The sequence below is a fragment of the Burkholderia sp. RS01 genome (assembly GCF_039748055.1).
In the GTDB taxonomy this organism is placed as follows: Bacteria; Actinomycetota; Actinomycetes; order Actinomycetales; family Micrococcaceae; genus Arthrobacter.
The window spans coordinates 217001-236466 of record NZ_JBDLAK010000004.1 but is presented as its reverse complement, the minus strand read 5'-3'; the positions used below and the strand labels follow the sequence as shown (position 1 = coordinate 236466).

19 protein-coding genes and 1 tRNA gene are annotated in these 19466 nt (G+C 66.8%); 14 read left to right on the top strand and 6 right to left on the bottom strand.

Annotation, left to right across the window (positions count from 1 at the left end):
- Window positions 1-180 precede the first annotated feature (180 nt).
- The 8 genes from lepB (at window position 181) to ABFP37_RS06120 (ending at window position 7365) form a co-directional block, all read left to right on the top strand.
- The gene (gene lepB / locus ABFP37_RS06155; protein ID WP_347033020.1) at window positions 181-1188 is read left to right on the top strand and encodes a signal peptidase I; all 1008 of its coding nucleotides are present in this window, start codon (window positions 181-183) and stop codon (window positions 1186-1188) included.
- Window positions 1189-1190: 2 nt separating this feature from the next.
- A complete protein-coding gene (locus tag ABFP37_RS06150; protein ID WP_078026599.1) occupies window positions 1191-1862 on the top strand; it encodes a ribonuclease HII in 672 nt (223 codons plus the stop codon).
- Between the two features lie 105 nt (window positions 1863-1967).
- Window positions 1968-2294 carry a DUF2469 domain-containing protein gene (locus ABFP37_RS06145; RefSeq protein ID WP_056632617.1) on the top strand — a complete coding sequence of 109 codons (327 nt, stop codon included), beginning with the start codon at window positions 1968-1970 and terminating at the stop codon, window positions 2292-2294.
- 206 nt (window positions 2295-2500) lie between these two features.
- A complete protein-coding gene (locus ABFP37_RS06140) occupies window positions 2501-2857 on the top strand; it encodes a YraN family protein (RefSeq protein WP_078026598.1) in 357 nt (118 codons plus the stop codon).
- Complete coding sequence (locus ABFP37_RS06135) at window positions 2857-4401, top strand: YifB family Mg chelatase-like AAA ATPase (protein ID WP_347033019.1); 1545 nt, start codon at window positions 2857-2859, stop codon at window positions 4399-4401. The genes ABFP37_RS06140 and ABFP37_RS06135 overlap by 1 nt, the downstream gene beginning before the upstream one ends.
- 11 nt (window positions 4402-4412) lie before the next feature.
- Window positions 4413-5597 carry a DNA-processing protein DprA gene (dprA, locus tag ABFP37_RS06130; RefSeq protein ID WP_347033018.1) on the top strand — a complete coding sequence of 395 codons (1185 nt, stop codon included), beginning with the start codon at window positions 4413-4415 and terminating at the stop codon, window positions 5595-5597.
- A gap of 74 nt (window positions 5598-5671) precedes the next feature.
- Window positions 5672-6598, top strand: coding sequence for a tyrosine recombinase XerC (locus ABFP37_RS06125; protein WP_078026577.1), 927 nt, complete (start codon window positions 5672-5674; stop codon window positions 6596-6598).
- Between the two features lie 263 nt (window positions 6599-6861).
- Window positions 6862-7365, top strand: coding sequence for a DUF3145 domain-containing protein (locus ABFP37_RS06120; protein ID WP_078026576.1), 504 nt, complete (start codon window positions 6862-6864; stop codon window positions 7363-7365).
- 70 nt (window positions 7366-7435) lie between these two features.
- Here ABFP37_RS06120 and ABFP37_RS06115 read toward each other — a convergent pair whose 3' ends face one another.
- The 6 genes from ABFP37_RS06115 to aceE form a co-directional block, all read right to left on the bottom strand.
- Window positions 7436-8671, bottom strand: coding sequence for a beta-ketoacyl-[acyl-carrier-protein] synthase II (locus ABFP37_RS06115; RefSeq protein WP_078026575.1), 1236 nt, complete (start codon window positions 8669-8671; stop codon window positions 7436-7438).
- Between the two features lie 179 nt (window positions 8672-8850).
- Window positions 8851-9099 (bottom strand): acyl carrier protein, encoded by a 249-nt coding sequence (locus ABFP37_RS06110; RefSeq protein ID WP_078026574.1) that lies wholly within the window; start codon window positions 9097-9099, stop codon window positions 8851-8853.
- An 82-nt stretch (window positions 9100-9181) separates the two neighbouring features.
- Window positions 9182-10258, bottom strand: coding sequence for a beta-ketoacyl-ACP synthase III (locus tag ABFP37_RS06105; protein WP_078026573.1), 1077 nt, complete (start codon window positions 10256-10258; stop codon window positions 9182-9184).
- Complete coding sequence (locus ABFP37_RS06100; protein WP_185982244.1) at window positions 10255-11184, bottom strand: ACP S-malonyltransferase; 930 nt, start codon at window positions 11182-11184, stop codon at window positions 10255-10257. The genes ABFP37_RS06105 and ABFP37_RS06100 overlap by 4 nt, the downstream gene beginning before the upstream one ends.
- Window positions 11185-11271: 87 nt before the next feature.
- Window positions 11272-12516, bottom strand: coding sequence for a helix-turn-helix domain-containing protein (locus ABFP37_RS06095; RefSeq protein ID WP_078026571.1), 1245 nt, complete (start codon window positions 12514-12516; stop codon window positions 11272-11274).
- A gap of 234 nt (window positions 12517-12750) precedes the next feature.
- Window positions 12751-15453, bottom strand: a complete 2703-nt coding sequence (gene aceE / locus ABFP37_RS06090; RefSeq protein ID WP_347033017.1) for a pyruvate dehydrogenase (acetyl-transferring), homodimeric type — start codon at window positions 15451-15453, stop codon at window positions 12751-12753.
- A 404-nt stretch (window positions 15454-15857) separates the two neighbouring features.
- Here aceE and ABFP37_RS06085 point away from each other — a divergent pair, with 404 nt between their 5' ends.
- The 6 genes from ABFP37_RS06085 (at window position 15858) to ABFP37_RS06060 (ending at window position 19421) form a co-directional block, all read left to right on the top strand.
- On the top strand, window positions 15858-16277 hold the full coding sequence (locus tag ABFP37_RS06085) for a DUF3052 domain-containing protein (RefSeq protein WP_078028748.1): 420 nt from the start codon (window positions 15858-15860) through the stop codon (window positions 16275-16277).
- Window positions 16274-16771: a peroxiredoxin gene (locus tag ABFP37_RS06080; protein ID WP_078028749.1), complete on the top strand. Its 498-nt coding sequence runs from the start codon at window positions 16274-16276 to the stop codon at window positions 16769-16771. The genes ABFP37_RS06085 and ABFP37_RS06080 overlap by 4 nt, the downstream gene beginning before the upstream one ends.
- Before the next feature lie 9 nt (window positions 16772-16780).
- Entirely contained in the window at window positions 16781-17710 is a 930-nt protein-coding gene (locus ABFP37_RS06075) for an NAD-dependent protein deacetylase (protein ID WP_347033016.1), read from the top strand.
- Window positions 17711-17792: 82 nt separating this feature from the next.
- Window positions 17793-17868: transfer RNA gene (locus ABFP37_RS06070), tRNA-Val, on the top strand.
- Window positions 17869-18012: 144 nt separating this feature from the next.
- Entirely contained in the window at window positions 18013-18303 is a 291-nt protein-coding gene (locus ABFP37_RS06065) for a hypothetical protein (RefSeq protein WP_078028751.1), read from the top strand.
- A 320-nt stretch (window positions 18304-18623) separates the two neighbouring features.
- Window positions 18624-19421: an IclR family transcriptional regulator gene (locus ABFP37_RS06060; protein WP_078028752.1), complete on the top strand. Its 798-nt coding sequence runs from the start codon at window positions 18624-18626 to the stop codon at window positions 19419-19421.
- The last annotated feature ends 45 nt before the right edge of the window (window positions 19422-19466 follow it).

Below are 19466 nucleotides of genomic sequence, written 5' to 3'. Positions count from 1 at the left end.
GGGGCGGGGGGGGCCGCGGGGGGGGGGTTGCTCCGGGGGGGGGGGGGGGGGGGGGGGGTTTTGTTCGGTTTGTACTTGGTTTGGGTTGGGCGTTATCATTACTCGGGGGCTTTTTATTGTTTGGGTTCGGCGGGGGGCCCGCCGGGGGCCCCCACTACAACGACTAAGGACGGACAGTAGATGCCGGAAACAGATCCCGGGACTTCCGAGCCGCAGCGGACCGCTGCCAGGCCGGGGAGGCACGCTTCGGGAGAGCCCGTTCCGGCCGTGGATGTCCCTGGCGACTCCGCCCCAGGACACCCTGCACTCGGAAACCGTGATTCCGGCGTGCCTGTGTCCGGCGCGTCCGGCGTGCCTGGGTCGCGTGAGCGTGCGTCGCGGGAGCACCCGGGCGGCGCCGCGCCGGGACGGCCCGCAGCCGGAGTGTCCGCAGCGGCTGAGTCCACAGCGGCGGACGCCGCGGACGCGGAGTCCACGGCCGCGCGTGCGGGCGAAGGACGGAAGAAGTCGACTCCGGCCCGCAACCCGTTCCTGCTGTGGCTGAAGGAGATCGCCACGGTGGTGGTGATCGCCGTCGTGCTGTCCTTCCTGATCAAGACATTCCTGTTCCGCGCCTTCTACATTCCGTCCGAGTCCATGGTGAGCACCCTGGACATCAACGACCGCATCTTCGTCAACCTTCTGGTGCCGGAGCCGTTCGCCCTGGAACGCGGGGACGTGGTGGTGTTCAAGGACACCAAGGGCTGGCTGCCGCCCACTCCGCAAAAAGCCGACGGGCCATTTACGTTCGTCGAGGACGGGCTGACCTTCGTGGGCCTGCTGCCGGACAACTCCGAACAGCACCTCGTCAAGCGCGTCATCGGGCTGCCCGGCGACCACGTCATCTGCTGCGACGCGGACGGCAAGCTCACAGTCAACGGGGCTCCGCTGGACGAGAAGTACGTCAACCCGGCCGAGGTGCCCCTGGTGCGCAACTTCGACGTCGTGGTCCCGGCCGGCAAGGTCTGGGTCATGGGGGACAACCGCAACCATTCCGCGGACTCCCGCGCCCACACCGACTCCAACGGGGGGTTCGTGGACATCGCCGACATCGAGGGCAAGGCCGCCGTCATCGCGTGGCCGCTGAACCGCTGGGCGGCCCTTGACAACTATCCGGACGTCTTCAAGAACGTCCCGCCGGCAGGCTAGACATGTCCGTTGCACCCACGCTTGACTACGAGAAGCGCTTCCTGCCGCGGGGAGCGCGGTACCTGGCGGGCGTCGATGAAGTAGGCCGCGGGGCCCTGGCCGGGCCCGTAAGTGTGGGAATCGCCGTCGTGGACCTGAGGCAGATGAAGCTGCTGGCGGACGTCCGCGACAGCAAGCTGCTGAAGGCAGCCGACCGTGAGCGGCTGGACCCGCTGGTCCGGGCCTGGAGCGTCGCCTGCGCCGTGGGGCACGCCAGCGCCCGTGAAATCGATGAACTGGGCATCATGGGCGCCCTCCGCACGGCCGGAAACCGGGCGTGGTTCGAGATCCTGGGGACGGGCATCACGCCCGATGTGGTCCTGCTGGACGGAAGCCACAACTGGCTGTCGCCGGACGTCCAGCCCTCGCTGTTTGACGAGGTGGTGGCGGATCCGGGCTGCGACGCGCCCGTGCACACCCTGGTCAAGGCCGACATGCAGTGCCTGAGCGTTGCCGCCGCCAGTGTCCTGGCCAAGGTGGAGCGGGACCGCACGATGCAGGAACTGCACCTCGAGTACCCGGTCTTCGGCTGGGACGTCAACAAGGGCTACGGGACGGCCGCGCACCGGGAAGCCATCCGGGCCGCCGGCCCCAGCCCGTACCACCGGATCAGCTGGAACCTGCTGTCGGAGTAGGCCTTCCGGCCGGACAGCCGTTCCTGGACGCTGCCCGTGCCTGTTGTGGTTCGGCGGCAGGGAGCCGGTGCGCGCGCGACGCGCTGCATGGTGCAAGATGGAACCATGAGTGCCGAAGACCTTGAGAACTACGAAACCGACATGGAGCTCCAGCTCTACCGTGAATACCGCGACGTCGTCGGGCTGTTCAGCTACGTGGTCGAGACAGAGCGGCGCTTCTACCTTGCCAACCACGTGGACCTGCAGGCGCGCAGCGCCGACGGCGAGGTCTACTTCGACCTCACGCTTCAGGACGCCTGGGTCTGGGACGTCTACCGCTCCGCGCGGTTCGTGAAGAGCGTCCGGGTCATCACGTTCAAGGACGTGAACGTCGAGGAACTCCCGCGCAGCGAGGAGCTCGCACTGCCCAAGGACGTCGACCTCGGCAACTAGGCGCACCGACCGCTGCGGTAGCAGCTCGAGCCCTCCCCGAGGCGCCATCAGACGCCTGGTGCCGTTCGTGCGCGCCCCCGGCTGTACCCGGTTGCCACCGCGGCCACTTTCCCTCCACAGCGCCTGTTCGGGCGGGTTTCCCACATAGCGCGATAGGCCCCTGTCCCGCGTGAGGCAGCCCCCGCAGTCTTGTTGCGGAGGTAGAAATGAAAGCCAAAGACCTGCTGGGCCGGCGCGGTGAAGAGCTCGCGGCCGGGTATCTGGAATCGCTGGGCATGCTGATCGTGGAGCGTAACTGGCGCTGTCCCGACGGCGAAATCGACATCGTTGCGCTGGACGGCGATGCGCTCGTCATTGCGGAAGTGAAAACTCGGCGGTCGCTCGCCTACGGCCACCCGTTCGAAGCCGTGGGCTCGGACAAGCTTGCCCGCCTGCATCGCCTAGGCTCAGCCTGGTGCCGCGATCATGAGCTCCGGATGCCGCTGCGGCGCGTTGACGTCATTGCCGTCCTGGACGACGGCGTGTGCGAGCCGACCTTTGAACACCTCAAGGGGGTGGGGTAATGGCCTTGGGACGAACGTACTCGGTCGCCCTTGTGGGGCTCAACGGCTACATCGTGGAGGTCGAGGCAGATATCGGCCAGACGCTGCCCGCCTTTGTCATCCTGGGCCTGCCTGACGCGTCGCTCAACGAAGCCAAGGAACGGATCCGTTCGGCTGCCCAGAACTCCGGCATTCCGCTGAGCCGGCGGAAGATCACTGCCAACCTCATCCCCGCGTCGCTGCCCAAGCGCGGTTCCGGTTTTGACCTGGCGATTGCCATGGCCACGCTGCGCGCAGCGGATGACATCAGGACCACGGGGCGCACGGTCTTCATCGCCGAGCTCGGCCTGGACGGCCAGCTTCGGCCAGTCCGTGGCGTGCTCCCGGCCGTGATGTCGGCCGTGCAGGCCGGGTACACGGACGTCGTCGTCGCCCAGGCCAATGCCGCTGAGGCGGCCCTCGTACCCGGCGCGCGGGTCCAGGGATACAAGACCCTCGCCCGGCTCGCCTTCGACTTCGGGGCCGATCCCCAGGAACTTGCCCTCGATTTCGAGCCGGAGGATGAACCCGCCGGGGACGACTCCGAATCCGTTGGCGTGGGCGTCCCGGACATGTGTGACGTCTCGGGCCAGGGAGATGCGCGCAGGGCCCTGGAGGTGGCCGCCGCAGGCGCCCACCACCTGCTGCTCACCGGTCCCCCCGGCGCCGGCAAGACGATGCTGGCGGAACGGTTGCCCGGGCTCCTTCCCGATCTCGGCGATACCGAGGCGATGGAGGTTACGGCCATTCATTCCCTGTGCCAGCTCCGGTCGTCGTCGCTGCAGCTGGTCCGTCGCCCGCCCTTTGAAAATCCCCATCACACGGCGACATCAGCGGCCATCATCGGCGGCGGCTCCGGACTGCCGCGGCCCGGTGCAGCGTCCCGCGCGCACCGGGGGATTCTTTTCCTTGATGAGGCGCCGGAGTACGAGCGCCGCGTGCTGGACGCACTCCGGCAGCCCCTCGAGAGCGGTGAGCTTGTGATTCACCGTTCAGCAGGCACCGCCGCCTACCCGGCACGCTTCCAGCTGGTCCTGGCGGCCAACCCCTGCCCGTGCGGCAAAGCCTCGGGTAAGGGCGTCGAATGCACCTGCACGCCAACGATGCGTCGCAGGTATCTGGCGCGGATGTCCGGACCGTTGCTTGACAGGGTGGATATCCAGTTGCAGGTGGACCGGGTTTCCCTGGCGGACTTCGGTCAGTCCGGGGGAGAAGAGGACACCGCGACGGTCGGAGGGCGGGTCCTTGCCGCCCGGGCGCGTCAGCTGCAGCGGCTTCGTCCGCTCGGCATGGAAACCAATTCGCAGGTGCCCGGAAGGGTGCTTCGGGGCGACTTGCGGCTCACGCCGGCGACCACTCGCATCCTGGACCATTCCCTCGAAAGGGGCGTGCTCACCGCGCGCGGCTATGACCGCGTACTCCGGCTCGCCTGGACGCTGGCCGATCTCGGCAGCAGGGACCAGCCGGACGCAGACGACATCGGACAGGCACTGAGCCTACGCCAGGTTGCTTCGGCAGCCGCCTGAAAGGACACCACATGGAGAACGAGAGACTGGCGCGCGCCGCCCTGTCCAGGCTGATGGAACCGCAGGACGCGGCAGGGCTTGCGCTGGTGCAGGTTACCGGTGCCCTGGACGCGCTGGGCATTGCCACCGGCCAGCTGGGCTACGGCCCCGCACTGGAACAGGAAATCACCGGCGTACTGGCGGAGCATGGCTCCGTAACGTCGTGGGCCGGCATGGCTGCGGCCCTGAAACGCTGGGCGCCCAGGATCCCGGACCTCGCACCCGAACGCGACCTGGCGACGCTGGAACGGCTGGGCGGCCGGATGATCATTCCGGGAGACGAACTGTGGCCCGGGCAACTGGCTGACCTGGGCATTCACGAGCCCATCTGCCTGTGGTGGAGGGGAATCGAGCTGGAACTGCCGCCGGCGGCGAAATCGGTGGCACTGGTCGGTTCCCGGGACAGCACCAGCTACGGTGCATCGGTCACCGGCGATCTTGCCTACTCGCTCGCGCAGCGGGGGTTCACCGTGGTGTCCGGCGGCGCCTATGGCATCGATGCGCACGCGCACCGGGCCGCCTTGGCGGGAGGCTCGGGTCCGATGCCGACCATTGCGGTGATGGCCGGCGGCGTGGATCGCTTCTACCCCTCGGGAAACGAGGACCTGCTGCGGGCCGTGGCCAACCAGGGGGCCGTCATAGCCGAGGTGCCGCCGGGTTCTGCCCCCACGCGCTACAGGTTCCTGCAGCGCAACAGGATCATCGCCGCCCTGGCCTCCGTGACTGTCGTCGTTGAGGCCAGATGGAGGTCCGGCGCGCTCAACACGGCGCACCACGCCGAGTCGCTGGGAAGGGCCGTGGGGGCCGTTCCGGGATCGGTCCACAGCGCCAACTCCGCCGGTTGCCACAGGCTGCTGCGGGAGGGCGGGGCGGTCTGCGTGACCGACGCCGCGGAGATAGCCGAGCTGGCCTCGCCGAGCGGGGAATCCCTGCCCGACGTGCAGCCGGGCAGGCCGGCCGACCACGACGGCCTGACCCTCGAGGACCTGATTCTGCTAGACGCCCTTCCGCTCAGGTCCGCCAGTTCCGTCGAGAAGCTGAGCAGCGTTGCCGGACTCGGTGTCGAATCGGTCCGGGCAGGCCTGGGCAGGCTGAACCTGCTCGGACTCGCGGAGTCAGGCAGCGGCGGCTGGAAGCGGACAAAGACCGCCGGCTGAAGACGCGGGGGCGGCCGCGGCGGCGCGCCGGGTTCGCTCCTTGATCGGGCGCCAAATGCTGGGAAAGTGGGAGCGTGGAGAAAGTACAACTGCCGCCGGCGCTCACCCTGGCCGTGAGCGGATTCGGTCGGTACCTGACCGGCGAAAGGGCGCGGTCCGAACACACGGTGCGCGCTTACCTTTCCGACGTCGGCAGACTGCTGGCGTTCGCGGCCACGGAGGGTGTCACGGATCTGGGCGGGCTGGAACTCGGGACGCTGCGGCGCTGGCTTGGCGCCCAGAGCGAGTCGGGCGTGTCCCGTTCCACGCTGGCGCGTCGGTCCGCCACCGCCCGGAGCTTCACCGCGTGGGCGCTGCGTGAGGAGCTCATCGACGCCGACCCGGCACTCCGGCTGAAGGCGCCGAAGAAAGAGAGCTCGCTGCCCGGCGTGCTCCAGCAGCAGCAGCTCGTCCGGCTCCTGGCCGGACTGAAGGACGCGGCACAGGACGCTTCGCCGATGCCGCTGCGCGACCTGGCCATCGTTGAACTGCTCTATGCCACGGGTATCCGCGTCGGCGAGCTCGCAGGCCTCGATGTTGACGACCTCGATCCGGACCGGAGGACCCTGCGTGTGCTGGGCAAGGGCAATAAGGAGCGGACGGTTCCCTACGGCCTGCCGGCCGCGCTCGCCGTCGACGACTGGCTGCGCCGCGGCCGCGGGAAACTCGTCTCCGCCGGCAGCGGGCCCGCGCTGTTCCTTGGCGCACGGGGCGGCAGGGTGGACCAGCGCCAGGTGCGGAGCGTGGTGAAAGGCCTCTTCGAGGCCCTGGGCGATACGGCAGCCACCGGTCCACACGCGCTGCGGCATTCGGCGGCCACGCACCTTCTCGACGGCGGCGCTGATCTCCGGGCGGTGCAGGAAATCCTGGGCCACAGCAGCTTGGCCACCACGCAGATCTACACCCATGTGTCGGTGGACCGGCTGCGGAGCAGTTACCAGCAGGCCCACCCGCGGGCGTAGGTTGCGTTAAGCGGCTCCGGATGAAGCACCCTCCTACGGCGCGCCGAATTGCACTGGCGTAATTAGGCGGGGTACGGCACAATAAGACCCAGGTCCGGCAACTTTCAAGTTGTGCTTTAAGCCAGCGGCTTTCGGTGCTCTTGTGAGTCCGGCATTATTTTCATAGATTGGCAGGAATTACCGGCGCCACGCGGCACCTGAGCAGCAAACATCCATCCATGAAGGTCGTTGGGGAAGACGTACCTACAGCTATGGAGGATGGAATGTCTGTTGCAATGACCCGCGGTGTGCTGTTTATTCACTCGGCCCCTACCGCACTGTGCCCTCACGTTGAGTGGGCCATCGGATCTGTCGTGGACAAGCGCACAGATCTCGAGTGGACCGCTCAGCCCGCCGCGCCCGGTATGTTCCGCTCGGAACTGTCCTGGACCGGCGCGCAGGGGACAGGTGCGCAGTTGGCGTCTGCCCTCCGGGGCTGGGCCCACCTGCGCTTCGAGGTCACCGAAGAACCCAGCCAGGGCGTGGACGGCGGCCGCTGGTCCCACACGCCGGAGCTGGGCATTTTCCATGCCGTGACGGACGTCCACGGCAACATCATGGTCTCGGAAGACCGCATCCGTTACGCCTACGAGTCCGGTGCGGGCGATCCCTCGGCCGTTTACCATGAACTCTCCCTGGCGCTCGGCGAGGCGTGGGACGAGGAGCTGGAACCCTTCCGGCACGCTGCCGAAGGTGCACCTGTGCGCTGGCTGCACCAAGTGGGCTGACGCTCCCTCCCCCATAGCAACGAAGAAGCCCCCGCCAACCGGCGGGGGCTTCTTCAGTGGTCTGTCGTGATCACACGCTGCGAACGGCGATGACGGCGTTGTGGCCGCCGAAGCCGAACGAGTTGCTCAGCGCCACGATGTCTCCGGCGGGAAGATCCCGCGAGGAGGTAACGACGTCGAGCGGGATCTCCGGATCCTGGTTCTCGAGGTTGATGGTCAGCGGTGCCTTGCGTTCGTAAACGGCAAGCACCGTGAGGACAGCCTCAACGGCACCCGAGGCACCGAGCAGGTGGCCCATCTGCGACTTGGTGGCGGAGACCGCCACGTTGTCCACGTGCGATCCCAGGGCGGCGCGCAGCGCGGTGTACTCGGGCTTGTCGCCCACCGGGGTGGAGGTGGCGTGGGCGTTGACGTGCACCACGTCCTCGGCCTGGATCCGGCCGTCGAACATGGCAGCCTTGAGGGCGCGGGTGGCACCGAGGCCTTCGGGGTCCGGAGCGGTGATGTGGTACGAGTCGGACGTCACGGACGTGCCGGCCAGTTCGGCGTAGATCCGCGCTCCGCGGGCCAGGGCGTGCTCCTCGGCCTCGAGGACCAGGGCGCCTGCACCCTCCCCCATGACGAAGCCGTCGCGGCCCAGGTCGTAGGGGCGTGAGGCGTGCTCCGGATCGTCGTTGCGGCGGGAGAGTGCCTGCATCGAGGAGAACGCGGCCAGGGGCATCGGGTGGATGGCGGCTTCGGCGCCGCCGCACATGACCACGTCGGCCTTGCCGGAACGGATCAGGTCCAGGCCGAGGTGCAGCGCTTCCGTGCCGGAAGCGCAGGCGGAGACGGGCGTGTGCGCGCCGGCCCGGGCACCCAGGTCAAGACTCACCGCGGCGGCCACGCCGTTGGGCATGAGCATGGGGACGGTCATGGGCAGGACCCGGCGGGGTCCCTTCTCCTTCAGCGTGTCCCACGCGTCGAGGAGGGTCCAAACGCCGCCGATGCCGGTGGCGAAGGCAACGGCCAGGCGGTCGTGGTCAACTTCGGTGATGCCGGAATCAGCCCAGGCCTCACGGGCGGCAATAACGCCGAACTGCGTGGACGGGTCCATGCGCTTGGCCTCGACGCGGCTCAGGACCTCAAGGGCGGGGGTGGAGCAGCGGGCGGCGAAGTGGACCGGCAGTTCGTACTTGGCTACCCAGTCATCTTCGAGCGTGCGTGCGCCGGAGACCCCCTTCAGCGCGTTCTTCCACATAGTGGGTACATCGCCGCCGATGGGCGTGGTGGCACCCAGACCGGTAATGACTACTTTGCGTGTCATGGGATCACTCTCTGTCGGTGCGCGTGCCGTGTCCTGTGCTGCTGGGCCGGAGGCCTGAGTCGGGGGCGTGCGGAGGGGGTCTGCGAGAAAATTCAGTGGTGGTGCTTCGGCTGGCCGGTCCGGGAACGTGTTCTCCGGACCGGCCAGCCGGGTTCAGCCGACGTGCGGCTGGAGCTTTATCAGGCTGCCTGGGCGCCGGCGATGAAGCTGACGGCGTCGCCGACGGTCTTGAGGTTCTTGACCTCTTCATCCGGGATGCGGACGCCGAACTTCTCTTCAGCGTTGACGACGATCGTCATCATGGAGATGGAGTCGATGTCCAGGTCCTCGGTGAAGGACTTGTCCAGCTCGACTGCCTCCGGGGCCAGGCCGGTCTCTTCGTTGACGATTTCAGCCAGTCCGGCCAGGATCTCTTCGTTGCTAGCCATTGATGGCTCCTTTTCTTGTTATTGCCGGCAGAGGATGCCGGAAATGATGCAAACCGCGGTTGCGGCTTGGTTTGGGTATTCCTTAAGGAAGGACAACTACCTGGGCGCCGAAGACCAGCCCGGCGCCGAAGCCGATCTGCAGGGCCAGGCCGCCGCTCAGCTCCGGGTTTTCTTGGAGCAGCCGGTGTGTGGCCAGCGGGATGGACGCGGCCGAGGTGTTGCCGGCGTCGGCGATGTCCCGGGCCACGGTGACGGATTCCGGGAGCTTGAGCTTCTTGACCATTTCGTCGATGATCCGCATGTTGGCCTGGTGCGGAATGAAGGCGACCAGGTCTTCGGCCTGGATGCCTGCGGCGTCCAGGGCCTGCTGAGCCACCTTCGCCATTTCCCACACGGCCCAGCGGAAGACGGTCTGGCCGTCCTGGCGCAGTGTCGGCCAGATGGCCGCATCCGTGACGGCAACCTCGTCCGCGCTGAGGGCGCTGGCATGCTGAGTGGAGCCGTCCTGGTGGGCTGCCGAGTATTCCCGCACGTCCAGCAGGGAGTGGGTCATGCCGATGGCGTCCCACTTGCTGCCGTCCGAACCCCAGACCGACGGACCGATCCCGGGCGTCTCGGACGGGCCGATGACGACCGCGCCGGCGCCGTCGCCCAGCAGGAAGGAGATGGTGCGTTCGGTGTTGTCGATGACGTCGGAAAGCTTCTCGGCGCCGACCACGAGCACATACTGCGCGGTGCCGGAGCGGACCAGTGCGTCGCCCTGGGCGATGCCGTAGCAGTACCCGGCGCAGGCGGCGGAGATGTCGAAGGCCGGAGCAGGCGTCGCGCCGAGGCGGTCCGCGAGGCTGGCGGCCGCTGACGGAGTGGCGAACGGGTGCGTCACGGTGGAGACAATCACCGCACCGAGCTGGGAGGCCTCGATGCCGGCCGACTGCAGCGCCTCGCGGGCGGCGCCTTCGGCCATGTCGATGACGCTGACGTCCGCGGGCGCACGGTGGCGGGTGATGATGCCGGTGCGCTGGCGGATCCACTCATCGGAGGAGTCGATCCACTGGCAGACGTCGTCGTTGGTCACGATAACGTCCGGCCGGTAAGCGCCGATGCCCAGAATGCGGGTGTGCTCGTTGGCGGGCGACTGCTTCAGCGTGGGAACGCTCATGCCTGTCCTTCCAGTTCTGCGAATAGTGCAAGGGCTGCGGACAGGTCTTCGGGGGTTTTCACGGCCACGGTCTTCACGCCCGGCATGCCGCGCTTGGCGAGGCCGGCCAGGGTGCCTGCCGGCGCCAGTTCGATGACGCCGGTGACGCCCCGCTGCACGAGCGAGTCCATGCACTGGTCCCAGCGGACCGGGCGGGACACCTGCGCGATCATGCGGTCGACGGCGGCAGCGCCATCCGTGACTTCCTGGCCGTCGAAGTTGGACAGGAGCGGGACTGCCGGGGCCTGCGGCTGGAGCTCGGGCTTCAGGGCCTCCAGGGCGCTCACGGCCGGTGCCATGTGCGAGGTGTGGAAGGCTCCGGCCACCCTGAGCGGAATGACGCGTGCTTTGGCCGGGGGATTCTCGGCCAGGGCCTTGAGCTGGTCAAAGGTTCCGGCGGCAACGACCTGGCCAGCGCCGTTGACGTTGGCCGGCGTGGCGCCGGCGGCTTCGATGGCCGAGAGGACCTCGGCGGGGTCCCCGCCCACCACGGCGCTCATGCCGGTCGGCGTGACAGCGGCGGCCTCGGCCATGCTGTTGGCGCGGACCCGGACGAATGTCATGGCTTCTTTTTCGGTCAGCACACCGGCCAGGGCCGATGCCGTGATCTCTCCGACCGAGTGCCCGGCCAGGATGACCGGCAGCGAGCTGAGTTCGACGTCGAACAGCGACTTCGCGGCCACGAGCCCGGCGGCCACGATCAGGGGCTGCGCAACGGCGGTGTCCTTGATGGTGTCCTCATCGGAGGTGGTCCCGTGCGCCGTGAGGTCGATGCCTGCGATTTCGCTGAGGGAGGCCAGATGGCCTGCTACGGAAGGCAGTTCCAGCCAAGGGGCCAAGAATCCGGGGGTCTGTGAGCCCTGTCCAGGGCAGACGATTGCAAGCACGTATCCAGCTTTCCAAATTACCGCGTGATTCATGGTGTTTCCGTACACCAAGCTCACTGGGTCAGTTTGTAGGAAGTCTACAACGGTTCAGTTCGAGTTCCGCGCCGAATGGCGCTCCACGGCGGGCTTGGGCGGCGTCGAGAGCCGCCCCACGACGAGTGCGGCCTGAAGCACAAAGGCTTCCCGGGGGAGCAGCGGATCCCAGCCCGTGACGTCACAAACGCGCTTGAGGCGGTAGCGCACCGTGTTGGCGTGGACGAAGAGTTCCCGCGCGGTCGCCTCGAGCGAGTGCCCCAATTCGAGGTACGTGCCGAGGGTTTCCACCAGGCCGTTGGAGGCGGCCAGAAGCGGCCGGTAAATGTTCTTCACCAGCGACCGGCGCGCCGCGTCATCACCGGAAATGACCCGCTCGGGAAGGAGATCGTCCGCGGCTACCGGGCGCGGCGCCGAGGGCCAGGCCCGTGCGGCGGTGAGCCCGGCGAACGCTGATTGCGCAGAGCTGCTGGCTTCGAGGAGCGAACTCGCCTCGGCGCCGTAGACCACCGGACCAGGCGCGAACATCTCGCTCAGCTTCAGGTACGCCGTTTCGCGGTCGTGGACGCCGCCCAGAATGAGGATCAGGCGGTCGCCCTGGATGCCCACCAGGGCGTCTTCCGCGTACCGGCCCGCGGTCCGCCGGAGCTCGCTCACGTAGCTGGCGCTGGGTTCCGACGGCGAGTTCCCCACCATCACGGTGAAGCGCTCCTGGGCCTTCCAGCCGAGGGCGGCGATCCTGGACCGCAGCGCATCGGTATTCTCGCCGCGCAGGATGGCGTCCACGATCAGGGCCTCGAGCCGGGTGTCCCAGGAGCCGCGGGACTCGGCGGCCCGCGCATACACATCGGCGGCGGCGAAGGCAACTTCGCGCGAGTACCGCAGCACGGCCTCGCGCAGCGACGGCTGGTCCGCCTCGGGAGCGATGACGGGGACCTGGTCCTCGACCACTTCCACCACGATCCGGATCAGCTGGAGTGCTTTCTGCAGGCTGATGGAGCGGGTGAGCTCGGTGGGTGCCGTGCCAAAGACGTCGGAAAGGATCCAGGACGGGGAACTGGGCCGCTCGTACCAGGTGACAAAGGCGGCAATGCCGTTCTGCGCCACAAGTCCCAGCGCGGAGCGTTCGTCGGAGCTGAGCCGGCTGTACCAGGGCAACGACTTTTCCAGCTGCCGCATGGTGGTTGTCGACAACTGGCCAACACTGGCCCGGAGCTTTTTCAGGGTCTCTGTCTTTTCCGGCGTCATGGTGCGCGCCGGCGGTTTGCGCTTGGCAGGGGCGGGGGTTGGCTCGGGCATGCATCGAGCATACGGGGCCTGCCCGGCAACCTCCATTTTGTGTAAAGGCTACAACCCCGGTTGTGCTGCATCACAACGCGCCATCGGCGCCGCATTGGCACTGCCGCAGCACGGCAAAACGACGACGACGGCCCCCACCTTTGGTGGGGACCGTCGTCGTTACGTTGTGCAGAGAGGGAACCCCGCCGGTTGAGCCTGCCGGAACCAGGTTTCGGCAGGCTCAACCAGCAGCGGTTAGGACTCGCCGCCCGCGTTGCCGGTGGTGCCGGCGTTGACGTCGAGCAGGCGGTACTTCTCAATCGCCTGCGCCGGCGCCTGGGCGTCAACCTCGCCGCGGCGGGCCAGCAGCTCCAGCGACCGCACCACCACCGAGTGGGTGTCGTTCTTGAAGAAGCGGCGTGCAGCGGCGCGGGTGTCGGAGAAGCCGAATCCGTCGGCGCCGAGCGAAGCGAACTCGTTCGGCAGGAACTGGCGGATCTGGTCCGGGACGGCCTTCATGTAGTCGGAGACCGCCACAATCGGACCGGTGGCCCCGGCGAGCTGCTGGGCCACAAAGGGGACCCGGGCCGGTTCGCCGGGGTTCAGGAACGCCTCTTCCTCGGCGGCCAGGCCGTCGCGGCGGAGCTCGTTCCAGGAGGTGACGGACCAGACGTCCGCGGAGACGCCCCAGTCCTCTGCCAGGATCCGCTGCGCGTCCAGGGCCCACGGCACCGAAACACCGGAGGCAAGGATCTGCGTGCGCGGGCCGTCGATCTTGGCCGGCGCCAGCAGGTAGATGCCCTTCAGGACTCCCTCAACGTCCAGCTCCTCCGGCTCTGCCGGCTGGATGATGGGCTCGTTGTAGACCGTGATGTAGTACATCAGGTTCCGGTCCGTGGAGTCCGGACCGTACATACGCTCGAGTCCGTCCCGCACGATGTGGCCCATTTCGTAGCCGTAGGCGGGGTCGTAGGTGACCACGGCCGGGTTGGTGGAGGCAAGCAGCGGGGAGTGGCCGTCGGCGTGCTGGAGTCCTTCGCCGGTGAGGGTGGTCCGTCCTGCGGTGGCGCCGATGATGAAGCCGCGGCTCATCTGGTCGGCTGCGGCCCAGAAGGCGTCGCCGGTGCGCTGGAAGCCGAACATGGAGTAGAACACGTAGACCGGGACCAGCGGCACGCCGTGGGTGGCGTACGCGGTTCCGGCGGCAGTGAACGCCGCGACGGCGCCGGCTTCGTTGATGCCGGGGTGGATCAGCTGGCCCTGGGCGGACTCCTTGTAGGCCAGGACCAGGTCCCGGTCCACGGACAGGTAGTTCTGACCCTTGGGGTTGTAGATCTTGGCGGTGGGGAAGAACGCGTCCATGCCGAACGTGCGGGCCTCATCCGGGATGATCGGCGCGATGTGCTTGCCGAAGTTCTTGTCCCGCATCAGGTCCTTGAGCAGCCGGACAAACGCCATGGTGGTGGCGGCCTGCTGCTTGCCCGAACCGCGCTTGGCCACCTCATAGGTCTTGGCCTCAGGCAGTGCGATGTCGGCATGCTTGGCGCGGCGTTCCGGCACGCTGCCGCCGAGCGCGGCGCGGCGTTCCATCATGTACTTGATTTCCGGCGCGTCAGTACCCGGGTGGAAGTACGGCGGCTGGTACGGATCCTTTTCGAGCTGCTCATCCGTGACCGGGACCCGCAGGTGGTCGCGGAACTTCTTGAGGTCGTCGAGGGTGAGTTTTTTCATCTGGTGGGTGGCGTTGCGGCCTTCGAAGTGCGGGCCGAGTCCGTAGCCCTTGACCGTTTTGGCCAGGATCACGGTGGGCTTGCCCTTGAATTCGGTCGCGGCCTTGTACGCGGCGTAGACCTTGCGGTAGTCGTGGCCGCCGCGCTTGAGGTTCCAGATCTGGTCATCGGTCAGGTCCGCGACCATGTCCTTGGTCTGCGGGGTCTTGCCGAAGAAGTGTTCGCGGACGAACCCGCCGGATTCGGCCTTGTAGGTCTGGTAGTCCCCGTCCGGGGTTTCGTTCATGATCTTCACCAGCGACCCGTCGGCGTCGCGGGCGAGCAGGTCATCCCATTCCCGGCCCCAGACCACCTTGATCACGTTCCAGCCCGCGCCGCGGAAGAACGCCTCGAGTTCCTGCATGATCTTGCCGTTGCCGCGCACCGGCCCGTCCAGGCGCTGGAGGTTGCAGTTGATCACGAAGTTCAGGTTGTCCAGGTTCTCGTTCGCGGCGAGCTGGAGCAGGCCGCGGGACTCGGGCTCGTCCATTTCGCCGTCGCCCAGGAACGCCCAGACCTGCTGCTCCGCGGTGTCTTTCAGGCCGCGGTTGTGCAGGTACCGGTTGGACTGGGCCTGGTAGATCGCGTTCATCGGCCCGATGCCCATCGAAACGGTGGGGAATTCCCAGAACTCCGGCATCAGCCGCGGGTGCGGGTAGGAGGAGAGCGCGTGCCCGGCCTTGGACTTTTCCTGCCGGAACCCGTCCAGGTCCTGCTCGGTGAGCCGGCCCTCCATGAACGCCCTCGCGTACATCCCGGGGGAGGCGTGGCCCTGGAAGAAGACCTGGTCCCCGCCGCCGGGGTGGTCCTTGCCGCGGAAGAAGTGGTTAAAGCCGACCTCGTACAGCGTCGCGGCCCCGGCGTAGGTGGAGATGTGCCCGCCCACCCCGATCCCGGGCCGCTGGGACCGGTGCACCATCACGGCCGCGTTCCAGCGCATGTACGCCCGGTACCGGCGTTCGAACTCCTCGTTGCCCGGGAACTCCGCTTCCTGGTCCGCCGGGATCGTGTTCACATAGTCCGTGGTGGTGACCATCGGAACCCCGACGCTCTGGGCGCCGGCACGCTGCAGGAGACTGCGCATGATGTATTGGGCACGCTCGGTGCCCTGTTCCCTGATCAGCGAATCCAGGGACTCAACCCACTCGGCGGTCTCTTCCGGATCACGATCAGGCAGCTGGTTAGTCAACCCGCTGAGGATATGGGAGGTATCTTCTCCTGCAGCCACGTCCAACCTCTCTTTGCGCGCATTCATCGGCGCCCTCAGGTCCGGCAGGGTAGCTGCCCGGCGTGAACGCGACGTGTGCGACATATCGGTTACAACAGCCCGGTCATGTGCGCCGGGCAGGGTTTTATCTCGTCTACGACTGCCAATTGATCCAGGGCGGTCGCCCCGCAGGCATAGATGTCACCAGTCACTCTAGCTGTGACGGCTTGCCGATGCGTAGCCGCGCCTGACGCCCCTGCCGTATTTGACCGTCATACTGGTTGTGTGACGCAGAATAAGCCGCACCGCGGCCGCACTGGCTTGAAGCACACGCCTAAAGGGTGTTGGCTTGGAGTAATCGATATCACCATTCATAGGAGGAACACGTGAGCGAGGCCGACGCCGCCACTTCGGTAAATGTGGCGGAAAAATTGGGTTTCAAGAACGGGGATCTGATTCAGGAGTTCGGTTACGACGACGACGTCGACTTCGACTTGCGTGACGACATAGAGGATCTCACCGGGTCTGAACTCCTGGACGAAGACGATCATGACGTTGTGGATGCCGTCATCTTCTGGTGGCGGGACGGCGACGGCGACCTCGTGGACACGCTCATGGATTCACTGACCACACTGAGCGAGAACGGTGTGGTCTGGGTGCTGACGCCGAAGTCGGGGAGGTCCGGTTACGTGTCCCCCGCAGAGATCCAGGAAGCCGCGCCCACTGCCGGGCTTCACCTCACTACATCAGCGGGTGTGTCCAAGGACTGGAGCGCCACCCGCCTGGTGACCAGGAAGAACAAGTGACGGCACCCGGCTCCGTTGCCACAACGGACGTCGTCAGTGCGCCCGCGGTAGGGGAGCAGGCGCCGGATTTCACGCTGGTGAACCAGTTTGGTGAGCCCGTCCGGCTGGCCGACTTCCGCGGCCGCAACGTGGTCCTGGTCTTTTATCCGTTCGCTTTCTCCGGCATCTGTACCGGCGAGTTGTGCGAGATCAGGGACAACCTTGCTGTCTTTGAGCATTCCGACGCCGAAATCCTGGCCGTCTCGGTCGACAGCAAATTCGCCCTGCGGGCGTATGCCGAGCAAGAGGGCTACGGCTTCAGCCTGCTGGCTGACTTCTGGCCGCATGGCGCCGTGGCTGAAAAGTACGGCGTCTTTGACGCGGACAGCGGAATGGCGCGCCGCGGAACCTTCATCATCGACGGCGGCGGCACCGTCCGCTATGTCGTCGTCAACCCCCGGGGCCAGGCCCGCGACCTCGGCGAATACCGCCGCGTGCTGGCGGGGCTGGCCTAGGTCCGACTCATGGACCAGCGGCGCAGCGGGATCGGCCTGACGGGTTTTGCCAGTCAGCCGCCCGCGCCCCGGGCGCACCCGTCTTCCGATGACCTCGAAGTGCTGGGCGGCATCAAGGAACTGCTGTCCGGGCTGCGCATGGCGCTCCTGACCGGCGCCGGCCTGAGCACGGATTCGGGGATCCCGGATTATCGGGGGCCCGATTCGCCGCCGAGGTCGCCCATGACGTACCAGGAGTTCGTGCAGGATGCGGCGAACCGGCAAAGGTACTGGGCACGGAACCACATCGGCTGGTCCCACCTCCGCCGGGCTGATCCCAATGCGGGCCACGCCGCGGTTGCCGCGTTGGAGCGGCGGGGCCTCCTCACCGGGCTGATCACGCAGAATGTGGACCGCCTGCACGAGGACGCCGGCAGCGTGAACGTGGTTGACCTGCATGGCCGTTTTGACCGGGTGATCTGCCTGGACTGCAAACGTACATACTCCCGGCAGCTCCTCGCAGCCGTCCTGGAGGAGCTGAATCCGGACTTCCTGCGCCGGGCACTGGAATCCGGAGCCGGTAAAATCGCGCCGGATGCCGACGCCACAGTGGAGGACGCTGAACTTGTCGGCGGCTTCGTGGTTGCGCGGTGCCCTGCCTGCGGGGGTGTCCTCAAGCCGGACTTCGTGTACTTCGGCGAGAACGTCCCCAAGGACCGGGTTGAGCGCGCCTATGCCATGGTGGACCAGGCCGCCGCGCTGCTGGTCGCCGGTTCCTCGCTCAGCGTCATGAGCGGGCTTCGCTTCGTCCGGCATGCCGCGAAACAGGGCAAGCCCGTGGTCATCATTAATCGCGGCGATACCCGCGGCGATGAGCTTGCAACCATCAAGCTCGCAGCCGGGGTGAGTGAGGCACTTGCCTGGCTGGCCGCGGAGCTGCCCGGACTTCCGGAGCCCTGACCCGGATTGGCGTTTCAGGCCTTTGATCCGGTAGAGTCTATGTTCGTTGGTTGGAGCGCTTCGGCGTGAAAGTCGGCGAAATGGGTCTTTAGCTCAGCTGGTAGAGCGCCACGTTTACACCGTGGATGTCATCGGTTCGATCCCGGTAGGACCCACCACGAAAACCCCGTCCGCAGGCCTGTCCTGCCGGGCGGGGTTTTGTGTTGCCCGGGGGATGCCCTCCGGCTGCTGCCGCCGGACCCTAAAGCCGTGCTTTGAAAGCCGGACCCTAAATTGTCACTGCCCCGCCATAGTCTGCGGGCATGGAACATGTACTGGTGAAAACCGCTACCGACGGCCGGCCCGGTGCCGTCATCCGTGGCGGCCGTGAGTGGACTGTTGGGGCTGAGCCGGTCCGCTGGTTCGAACGCGTCAGCTGGTGGGAGGCCGAGCGCAGAATGCCCCTGGGCCTCAGCCGCGTGGACGTGGAGGTGTGGCGCCTTCAGGCGAGATTGGGGCGGAACGAAGGCTCGGCCCTGACCACTATGGAGATCATGCGCGACGGCCTGGGTGGCGGCTGGAAGCTGCGCAGCGCCATTGCCGATGCGGCTTAAAGATGCGGCTTAAATTGGAAAAGCCTTCCACCGCGACTATTGGGGGATGCCGCGGTGGAAGGCTTACTTTGAATATACCGTGAACATTTGGAAACACGAAACTGTTTCGCCGTTCCGTCTGTAATTGACTTCGCCGTGCTCTCCCATTGATCTCCTGCCTCCCGCTTCGGTGCCGGACGCTGGGCCCATTGACGGCAAAAGCCATTATGATGGTAAGTGTTCAGCCAAATGAACAGATGCTGCGGGCTTCCGCTGTGTTGCCAAGGCTGGCCGCCGAAGCTGCCCGCGCTGTCAGAGCGCGCACCGATTGAAGGAGAATCATGGTCGATTCCCGCACCGCCCGGCCCAACGACGGATTGGGCAGCACTTCGCCGGCGCCGGCTGTCACCAGGGCGGCAGCCGTTCTGGAGGCCCTCGCAGGATCGGCCACGGGCCGGCTGACCCTCAGTGACCTGGCCCGCGAGCTGGGCATACCCAAGTCGTCGACGTCCAACCTGCTGCTCGCCCTCGAGGAGGCGCGGCTGATCAGCCGGCAGGGAGCCGAATATACCCTCGGCCGCAAGCTGGTCGAGCTCGGTGCAGCGTACCTGAGCCGGCTTGACGAGGTGCAGGAGTTCTACCGCTTCTGCGAGCAGGCACCCACCCTCTCCGGGGAAACCGTCCGCATCGCAATGCTGGATGGCACCAACGTGATCTACCTTGCTCGTTATGAGGGCCATCCGGCCGTCAGGCTGACATCCAACATCGGTGACAAAATGCCGGTTTCGCTGTGTGCTGTGGGCAAGGCCCTTATTGCCCGGCTCCATGACCATGACATCGACGCCATGTTTGCCGATGATGCGGAGCTTCCGGTGCTGACCCCGAAGTCCTTGCGCACGGGGGCGGAACTCAAGGCACAGCTCCGGGAGATCCGCGAGAAGGGCTACGCCTTCGAAGATGAGGAATCCACCACAGGCGTTGTCTGCCTCGCCGTGTCCGTGCCGACCCGCGGTGCTCACGGGCCCAGCCTGGGGCTTTCGGTGACCGCGCTCAAGGCGACGTTCTCCGAGGAGCAGGGCTCCCAAATGGTCAAGGAGCTCAATGAACTTGCGAGGTCCTTGGGCAATCCCATGGGCTGAACAAGCCTGCGATCCGCGTCACATTAGCGCCTTGGGGTGCGTGGC

Coding starts and splice junctions, on each gene's coding strand:
- lepB (WP_347033020.1), top strand. CDS start 181: ATGCCGGAAACAGATCCCGGGACTTCCGAGCCGCAGCGGACCGCTGCC.
- ABFP37_RS06150 (WP_078026599.1), top strand. CDS start 1,191: ATGTCCGTTGCACCCACGCTTGACTACGAGAAGCGCTTCCTGCCGCGG.
- ABFP37_RS06145 (WP_056632617.1), top strand. CDS start 1,968: ATGAGTGCCGAAGACCTTGAGAACTACGAAACCGACATGGAGCTCCAG.
- ABFP37_RS06140 (WP_078026598.1), top strand. CDS start 2,501: ATGAAAGCCAAAGACCTGCTGGGCCGGCGCGGTGAAGAGCTCGCGGCC.
- ABFP37_RS06135 (WP_347033019.1), top strand. CDS start 2,857: ATGGCCTTGGGACGAACGTACTCGGTCGCCCTTGTGGGGCTCAACGGC.
- dprA (WP_347033018.1), top strand. CDS start 4,413: ATGGAGAACGAGAGACTGGCGCGCGCCGCCCTGTCCAGGCTGATGGAA.
- ABFP37_RS06120 (WP_078026576.1), top strand. CDS start 6,862: ATGTCTGTTGCAATGACCCGCGGTGTGCTGTTTATTCACTCGGCCCCT.
- ABFP37_RS06115 (WP_078026575.1), bottom strand. CDS start 8,671: ATGACACGCAAAGTAGTCATTACCGGTCTGGGTGCCACCACGCCCATC.
- ABFP37_RS06110 (WP_078026574.1), bottom strand. CDS start 9,099: ATGGCTAGCAACGAAGAGATCCTGGCCGGACTGGCTGAAATCGTCAAC.
- ABFP37_RS06105 (WP_078026573.1), bottom strand. CDS start 10,258: ATGAGCGTTCCCACGCTGAAGCAGTCGCCCGCCAACGAGCACACCCGC.
- ABFP37_RS06095 (WP_078026571.1), bottom strand. CDS start 12,516: ATGCCCGAGCCAACCCCCGCCCCTGCCAAGCGCAAACCGCCGGCGCGC.
- ABFP37_RS06075 (WP_347033016.1), top strand. CDS start 16,781: ATGGACCAGCGGCGCAGCGGGATCGGCCTGACGGGTTTTGCCAGTCAG.
- ABFP37_RS06065 (WP_078028751.1), top strand. CDS start 18,013: ATGGAACATGTACTGGTGAAAACCGCTACCGACGGCCGGCCCGGTGCC.
- ABFP37_RS06060 (WP_078028752.1), top strand. CDS start 18,624: ATGGTCGATTCCCGCACCGCCCGGCCCAACGACGGATTGGGCAGCACT.